7 protein-coding genes are annotated in these 8419 nt (G+C 59.2%); 2 read left to right on the top strand and 5 right to left on the bottom strand.

Annotated features, from left to right (window positions below; all coding sequences use genetic code 11):
• Positions 1-185: 185 nt before the first annotated feature.
• The 4 genes from AC4FAH_RS07845 to xsc form a co-directional block, all read right to left on the bottom strand.
• Positions 186-464, bottom strand: coding sequence for a YecA family protein (locus tag AC4FAH_RS07845; RefSeq protein ID WP_153636314.1), 279 nt, complete (start codon positions 462-464; stop codon positions 186-188).
• Between the two features lie 96 nt (positions 465-560).
• Positions 561-1688: a hypothetical protein gene (locus tag AC4FAH_RS07840; RefSeq protein WP_287020158.1), complete on the bottom strand. Its 1128-nt coding sequence runs from the start codon at positions 1686-1688 to the stop codon at positions 561-563.
• 159 nt (positions 1689-1847) lie between these two features.
• The gene (gene pta / locus AC4FAH_RS07835) at positions 1848-2867 is read right to left on the bottom strand and encodes a phosphate acetyltransferase (protein WP_213114199.1); all 1020 of its coding nucleotides are present in this window, start codon (positions 2865-2867) and stop codon (positions 1848-1850) included.
• A 164-nt stretch (positions 2868-3031) separates the two neighbouring features.
• Positions 3032-4852, bottom strand: a complete 1821-nt coding sequence (xsc, locus tag AC4FAH_RS07830; RefSeq protein WP_235506947.1) for a sulfoacetaldehyde acetyltransferase — start codon at positions 4850-4852, stop codon at positions 3032-3034.
• A 253-nt stretch (positions 4853-5105) separates the two neighbouring features.
• Here xsc and AC4FAH_RS07825 point away from each other — a divergent pair, with 253 nt between their 5' ends.
• A complete protein-coding gene (locus AC4FAH_RS07825; RefSeq protein ID WP_153636318.1) occupies positions 5106-5957 on the top strand; it encodes an IclR family transcriptional regulator in 852 nt (283 codons plus the stop codon).
• 121 nt (positions 5958-6078) lie between these two features.
• Positions 6079-6963 carry a DMT family transporter gene (locus AC4FAH_RS07820; protein ID WP_131432527.1) on the top strand — a complete coding sequence of 295 codons (885 nt, stop codon included), beginning with the start codon at positions 6079-6081 and terminating at the stop codon, positions 6961-6963.
• 161 nt (positions 6964-7124) lie between these two features.
• Here AC4FAH_RS07820 and AC4FAH_RS07815 read toward each other — a convergent pair.
• The coding region (locus tag AC4FAH_RS07815) for a DAK2 domain-containing protein (RefSeq protein WP_490245858.1) at positions 7125-8419 on the bottom strand (1295 nt) is incomplete at its 5' end.

Raw genomic sequence — 8419 nt, 5'->3', positions numbered from 1 at the left:
CCTACTACCCCAACCAGCTGATCATCGATCTTGAACGCACCCTCGACAACGCCCTCGCCGATGAAATCGTCTATCACATGGCGCTAGCGTGCCGGCATCAGGGGATAAACTAATGGGAAACATAATTAACAAGCTATAAGTTATATGAGAAAAGTGTTGCTGTTTAACCACGGCATTCATCTAAATCATATGCCACAGCACTTCTTGACTTTCAAACCACTACCACATGGGCAAAGATGATTTCGTGCGCTACCTTTTAATTTCTTACTTACTTTTACTTCTCGCGCCTCAGGAAATTCATTTGAAGTTCTATTAAATATCTCTCTAGAGGCAAGCAGACCATCTTCCACATATCTATCGTGTAACTTCTCTGCTTCATTATAGAAATCGGCATCTAGCTCATTTACTTTGAGAGAAACAAAATCTTGCCCTTCACCAAAAAAAATCTCTAGTGAGCTTAGCATTATTCTCACGAGTTTTAAAACCTATACCATATATTCTACTAACCCCTCTATTGAGATACAAATTAATAGCACAATAGCCTCCTAGCAACTCTCGCCTTAATCTTCTATATCTGTTGTCTGCTGCAAACATATCGGGAAGTGCAAAAAAAGATATGCCTTGGTTGAGTCATATGGATCTATCATGAGCCTAGTACCACGCTTTGATGGTACAGCCTTATAATAAAACTCCAAAAAAGTTTCCGCTAACATTCGCCTCTCAAATCTATTGCTTCTAGCTAACTCTCGAATACCCTCCTCAGCTTCACTATGACTTATGAAATTAGTATACTCAGCACTATTGTTAAGTATATGATAAGTAAAAGCCTCAATCATATCGTCCCAGAAATAACTTACTTTATTCTCTGAAGACTTATATCTAAAAGAATAAGTATCGTAAAGATTAGAAATACCTTCACCGTCTATAACTACACAATCACTATTAAGCATTTCATTGGTGACTATGGCTCTCTCATTGGTAGCTTCATTGAAGCTATTGTAATAGAGATTAATAATGCTAGATTCTGAGTTAACTCTTACTCTCCCATTTAAGGAGAGCAATGCTTCTCTCTGCCCTAAATAATGAATAAAATCTTTTGTGGTATCGAATTCTTTAAGCACTAATCCTATCGTATATTCATTAAAAACATGTATAAAGTGCTCCTGTTCGACCTCCCCAACACAAAAAGGTATGGCTTTTTCCTTACTCCATGTATCGTTACCTTTAAGAGAACTATCAAACATAAATGAAGAGTCAACATTAAAGCTACTAATAATTTCTTCGACACCATGACAAACTACTATATGATGGAAAACCACACCTTCACCAATAGGTATCTTTATAGGAATTTTATTTGTGCACAACTTATTAATATATATACGCTCAGGATATTTCTGCAACCACCTACGAGCACCATCTAACTGCTTTGCAGACTCACCTATAGCTTTCCTAGCCCACCTCGACCAAGCAATGTCAACATCTTTTTCGAGGTTGAATTTTATCTTTTTATCGCTAAACAAAATTATGTCATTATCAAAAACAACAATCAGATCACAAATTTCCTTACCATCACCATGCTTAGTAACGTCGCCTTGATCTCTAAATAAATTAGGCCAGCTCCAGAACTGCAAAAAAGAACGACCACCTAGTGAATTCAGATATTGCTCTTCTTTTGTGAATCCATTCATCACCATCTCCCATTAAACAAATAGCACTACCCTAAAGACACTTACTATAGATTAGAATGTGTATTTTATGCACTAAAGTCTTCATAAGATGATTTTCAGGCAGGCTTTCGCCTGCCCTATCCGCCGTGAGCGGCTAACAGAAGGAAAAGAAAGAGAAATTCAGTCTTGCGGGGTACGCTGCTGCGCCTGAACGACAGTCACCGCAATGACATTGAGGATGTCGGCGGTGGAGCAGCCGCGCGAGAGGTCGTTGGCGGGTTTGGCGAGGCCCTGGAGCAGCGGGCCGATGGCTTCTGCGCCGCCGATGCGTTCGGCGAGCTTGTAGCCGATATTGCCGGCTTCCAGATTGGGGAACACCAGCACGTTGGAGGTGCCTTTGACGCGTGAGGTGGGCAGCTTGCGCTCGGCGATTTCCGCCACGATGGCGGCGTCGAGCTGCACGTCTTCATCGATGGCGATATCCGGGCGTTGCTCGCGTACCCGATGCGCGGCCTGCACCACCTTGTCCACCGAGGCGTGATGCGCGCTGCCATTGGTGGAGAATGACAGCATCGCCACCCGTGGGTCTTCCCCGAGCAAGGCCTGGGCGCTGTCGGCGGCGGCCAGCGCGATCTGCGACAGCTCCTCGGCGTCGGGGTCGATCACCAGCCCGCAGTCCGAGAAGATCATGCCGCCCTTCAGATTGTGGAACGGCTTGCACAACATCATCAGAAAGAAGCTGGAGACCAGCTTGCTGCCCGGCGCCAGCCCCAGCAGTTGAATGGCGGTGCGCACCACATCGGCAGTGGTGAGCACGGCGCCGGCCACCGAGCCATCCGCCAGCCCTTCGCGCACCAGCATGTTGGCGAACGTCAGCGGATCACGAATCTTCTCGGCGGCCTGCTCCGCCGTCATGCCCTTGGCCGCGCGATGCGCGTGCAGCGCCTCGGCAAGCCTGGCGGTGTGCTCGGAGGTGGCGGGGTCGATCAGCTCGAGCCGTGCCAGCGCCTGATCCTCAAGCCCGGCTTCTCTGGCGGTGGCGGCGATGACGATGGGGTCACCGACCACCATCACCTGCGCCAGGCCCTGCTCCGCCGCGCTCACCGCCGCCTGCACCACCCGCATGTCCTGCCCTTCGCAGAGCACGATACGGCGCGGGTCTGCCTTGGCCCGCGCCAGAATGTTGTTGAGTGCCTTCATGTCTGTCTCCTCGCTGCCCTTGCAGGCAGCCGACACATCCAAAAAGCCCCGGACATCTGAAATGGCCGGGGCAAGGGAGAGTTCCAGTCCTGCTTGCGCGTCGCGCTACACCCGCTTCATCGCGCTGCCATCCATGACCTGCACAGCGCGATCAGCGATGGGCGTTACACGTAATCCTGATACTTCTCGAGCAGACGCACCGGCTTCTTGAGGGCGTCGCGGCGGAACGGGTCGCCCAGTTCGCGAGTACACATCACCTCGATGACGCAGGTCTTGCCTTCGTTCATCTGCATGTCGATGGCCTTCTTGAGGGCCGGGCCCACGTCTTCCAGACGGTCGACGGTGATGCCTTCGGCACCCATGGAGCGCGCGATCTCGGCGAAGCTTTCGTTGTCCAGCTCACCGGCGACGAAGCGACGGTTGTAGAACTCGACCTGGTTCTTCTTCTCGGCGCCCCACTGACGGTTGTGGAAGACGACGGCCGTGACCGGAATGTCGTGACGCACGGCGGTCATGATTTCCATCAGGCTCATGCCCCAGGCGCCGTCACCGGCGTAGGCGATGGCCGGACGTTCCGGCGCGGCAGTCTTGGCACCCATGATGGTCGGCAGCGCGTAGCCGCAGTTGCCGAAGCTCATCGGGGCGAAGAAGCTGCGCGGACGATCGAAGCGCAGGTAGCTGTGAGCCACGGAATTGATGTTGCCGATGTCGGTGGAGACCATGACATCTTCCGGCATGGCCTTTTCCAGCTCGCGCAGTACCTGACGCGGGTGCAGGTATTCGCCGCCGGAGAACGGCTTCTCGTCCTTGGCTTCTTCGATGGCGTCGAGGCTGAAGGCGTCCTTCTCGTGGGTCCAGGCATCCAGCTCGGCTTCCCAGGCGGCCTTCTCTTCACGAATCTGGGTCAGACGCGAATCCTTGGAGGCATCGCATTCCAGATTGCGACCGGACAGGCGCTCGGTCAGGGCGATGGCCGCTTCACGCGCATCGCCGCAGATGCCGACGGAGATCTTCTTCACCAGGCCCAGCATCTTGTGGTCGGCGTCGATCTGGATGATCTTCGCGTCCTTCGGCCAGTAGTCCATGCCGTGCTGCGGCAGGGTACCGAACGGCCCGAGGCGTGTGCCCAGCGCGATGACGACATCGGCCTGGGAGATCAGCTTCATGCCCGCCTTGGAACCCTGATAACCGAGCGGACCACACCACAGCGGGTGGCTGGCCGGGAAGGAATCGTTGTGCTGGTAGCTGTTGACCACCGGCGCGCCGAGACGCTCTGCCAGTGCCTTGCACTCCTCGACGCCATCGGCCATCACCACACCACCACCGGAAACGATGACCGGGAACTTGGCGCTGGCCAGCAGCTCGGCTGCCTCATCCAGACTCTTGCTGCCACCCGGGCCGCGGTCGACACGTGCCGGCAGCGGAATCTCGCATTCGATCTCGCCGTAGAAGTAGTCACGCGGAATGTTGAGCTGGGTCGGGCCCATCTCGGACATGGCGCGGTCGAAGCAGCGACCGGTGTATTCCGCCATGCGCGACGGGTGCGTCACGTGACCCTGGTACTTGGTGAATTCCTGGAACATCGGCAGCTGCTTGCATTCCTGGAAGCCGCCCAGGCCGATGCCGGTGGTGCCGGCTTCCGGCGTGACGATGACCACCGGGCTGTGCGCCCAGTAAGCGGCCGCGATGCCGGTGACGCAGTTGGAGATGCCCGGGCCGTTCTGGCCGATGACCATGCCGTGACGGCCGGAAACGCGAGCATAGCCGTCGGCCATGTGGGCAGCGCCCTGCTCGTGCACCACCGGAATGAGGCGAATGCCGGCCGGGGCGAAGATGTCCATCGCATCCATGAAGGCGGAGCCCATGATGCCGAACATGTCGGTGACGCCATTGGCGACCATGGTTTCCACGAAGGCCTCGGAAGGGGTCATCTTCTGCTTGCCCTGCACGACCTTGCGATTGTCTGCGCTGTCTTGAGTGCTCATGGCGTCTCCAACTCTAAATTTTATGTTTATTGATACATTTAGTTCCGATTACCGAAACATGTGACCAAAATTAGCCCTCGCCGCGCGGTCCGTCAAGCCCGATTTCGGAAAATGATCAAAAACACTCCTTTTTTAGAAACTTCTTCCGATGAATGGAGTACTGTTAAAGTAGGCACAGCAACGCAAGGCACTGACGGGCCGAGCGTTTCGGCGCCACACTGCCCAGCGCACGGATTGAAGGAGGGAATAGCCCATGAACAGTGCCACCCAGCCCCAGGCGAGCCTGCCGCGTGACCGCAAGGACGCTGACAGGGAGACCGGCAAGGAAGGCAGCAAGATAGAAGGCGATACGCCCGCCCAGCGTCTGCTGGCGCTGCTGGAAGTGATCGCCGCCAAGGACCAGTTCTTCACCCTGCAGGGACTGGTGGAAGAGACCAGCCTGCCCAAGCCGACGCTGCACCGCATGCTTCAGCAGCTGGAAGGCAGCGGCATGCTGCAGCGCGAGGCGGACAACCGCCATTACAGCAAGGGCAGCCGTCTGCGCCGTCTGGCGGAGAACCTGCTGCTCAACGACACCGTGCAGGGCGCACGCCACGGCGTGCTCAACCGGCTGATGGAAGAGGTCGGCGAGAGCTGCAACATCACGGCGCTGTCCGGCAGCGAGGTGCTGTATCTGGACCGCGTCGAGACCCAGGCCCCGCTGCGCTTCTATCTGCACCCCGGTTCCCGGGTGCCGGTGCATTGCTCCGCCAGCGGCAAGCTGTTTCTGGCCCAGATGCCGCCCGCCCAGCGCCGCCGCCTGCTGACCGGCACGCCGCTGAACGCGATGACGCGCAATACCCTGACCGACATCGAGTCCGTCGAGGCCGAGATCGAGCAGGTCCGCCAGCAGGGCTTCGCGCTGGATGATGAGGAATTCCTGCCCGGTCTGGTGTGCATCGCGGTACTGGCACCCAATCCCGATGGGCCTTCCAACATCGGCGTGGCGATCCAGGCGCCGGTGATGCGCCAGTCGCGCGAGGACATGCTCAAGCATCTGCCGGCTCTCGAGCGCGCCGCGCGCGATATCGCCGCCATCCAGCGCGGTGCGATACCCTCCGCCTGAGGCCAGCGGGCTGGAGCTGGGACTGGGAAAGAAGAGCGACAGGCACAAGGTCGTGCTTCCCGTGACGCGCATGAGGGGCTAGCCTAGCGGACTGCCTTTCACACGCCACGTCGAGAACACCATGTCCGCCAGCGATGCCTTGCGTCTTGTCCTGCTGTCCACCCTGTGGGGCATGTCTTTCATCTTCATGCGCGTGGCTGCGCCGGAATTCGGCCCGACCACGCTGATACTGCTGCGCATGGGCATCGGCGCGCTGGTACTCGCCCCGCTGCTGCTGGGCGCGGGACGCCTGAGGATGCTGTGGGAGCACAAGGGCCCGCTTGCGGTGCTGGGGCTGACCAGTCAGGCGCTGCCCTTCTGCCTGCTGGCGCTGGCCACCACCCAGCTGGAGGCCGGCTTCACCTCGCTGATCAATGCCACCACGCCGTTGTTCACCGCGCTGCTGGGCATGGCGCTGTTCGCCACGCCGATCCAGAAGCAGCAGTATCTCGGCCTGGCCGTGGCCTTCAGCGGTGTCTATGTGCTGTCGAGCGATCGCCTCGATTTCCAGCTCGGCGGTGACGGCTGGTTCATTCTCGCCGCCCTCGGCGCGACCTTCTGCTACGGCTTCGCCTCCAACTTCTCGCGCCAGCGCCTGAATCACCTGCCAGCGCCGGTACTGGCCGCGGGCAGCTCACTGATGTCGTCCCTGCTGTTGCTGATTCCGGGCCTGTGGATGTGGCCGACGACCAGCGTCAGCCTGGAAGCCTGGGGCAGCGCCATCGCGCTGGCGGTACTCAGCACCAGCCTCGCCTTCCTGATCTTCTTCCGTCTGCTGGCCAGCGCCGGCGCCACCGCGACCACCTCGGTGACCTTCCTGGTACCGGTCAGCGCGCTGCTGTGGGGCAACATGCTGCTCGATGAGGTGATCGATGCGCGCATCCTCACCGGCATGGGCATCACTCTGCTGGGCACCGCCATCGCCACCCGTCTGATTCGCCTGCCGACACGTCAGAAAGTCGCCTGATCGCTTGCCGCATGACGCAAAAAAGGCCCGCCCCTGAACACGAGGTTCATGGGGCGGGCCTTTTGCTTTATGGGGCTTTGGCTTTATGAGCTTTGTGCTTTGTGGGCTTGAGCGCTCAGACACCAGTCATTCGGGTCAACCAGCTCAGCCGGTCAATCACATCAGCCCGCCGCTTCCTCGGCAGCATCGGCCAGCGCTTCGAAGACACGCGCCACAGCTTCCGCACCCGGGTCGCTGTTGCCGACCAGATGGGCGGAAGGCACGTAGGCGGAGCGTCCGGCCCGCGCCTTGGCCATCTCGGCGGTGGCATCCGCGCCCTGACGGGCGGCGCGCGCCATCGCGGCCCAGTCGACCCGCCCGGCGCGTATCTCCTGCCTGCTCTCGGCCGGCGAGGCTGACTGATAACCCTGCACCGATACCTGCTTTTCAGACTGCACCGACGCTTGCAGTGCCTCCAATGCCGGCAGCAGTGCATCCAGCAGGCTGCGATCGCCGCGTGAGGCGCCACCGTAGTGCTGCATGCGGGCGACGCCGTGACTCAGGGCGTCGTGCCAGCGCTGGCCCAGCGGCGCCTGGCCATGCGCGTCCGACTGCTCCTTCCAGCGGGTGGCGGCGGCGGTGAACAGCGTCGAGAGCAGCACACCACTGGAGCCGCCCATGCCATGGGCCAGCTGCTTGCCGATGGTGGTCATCAGCTCACCGGAATCGCCACACGCCAGCTCGCAGTCTTCCAGCGCCTCGATCACCGCGCGCGCACCGCTGGCGAAGGTGCTGCCGGTATCGCCGTCACCGCTGATGGCATCGAGTCGGTCAAGGTCCGCCTCACTGGCGAGCAGGATTTCCAGTGCCGCGCGCAGGCGTTGCTCGACCTGCGGATCGCCCGGCAGGCCGGCACGCGATTTCACGCCACGGGCGGCACGCTCCTGGCAGTCGGCCTTGGCCTGGGCACGTCTGGCATCCGAGGCCTCATCACTGGCCGTTCTGACGGCGTCCTGACTCGGCGAGAAGTGCGCCAGTGGCGTCACCGGCTGCACGCCCGGCCAGGCGACCGGCGCGCAGCTGGCGCTCAGCGCCTCTTCCAGCAGGCTATCCAGCGGCAGCAGCGTCAGCGAGAAACCGTGCATGTCCAGCGAGGTCATCAGCGGTTGCGGGCCGACCACGGCATGAATGCCCAGCGCCTGCAGCGACGGATGGGTCAGCGCTTCTTCCAGCAGCAGGCTGCGCTCCAGCGCCGAGCAACCGCCCAGATCATTGATCAGCAGCAGATGGCCACTGGCCGGCAGGTCGCCGCCGACATCCTTGCGCGAATGACCCTGCACCAGCGCCGTGACCACGGTGTCCATGACCGCATGCACGCCGTGGGTGTCCGAGTCGCTGCCAAGCTCGAGCGCCATGGCGCCCGGCTCGCCGTGAATGCCCAGCCCCAGTTCCGGTGCGCGTTGCTCACGCGGCTTGC

This window comes from Cobetia sp. (assembly GCF_983723665.1).
The sequence above is the reverse complement of the archived record's forward strand: the minus strand, read 5'-3'. Positions and strand labels throughout refer to the sequence as shown.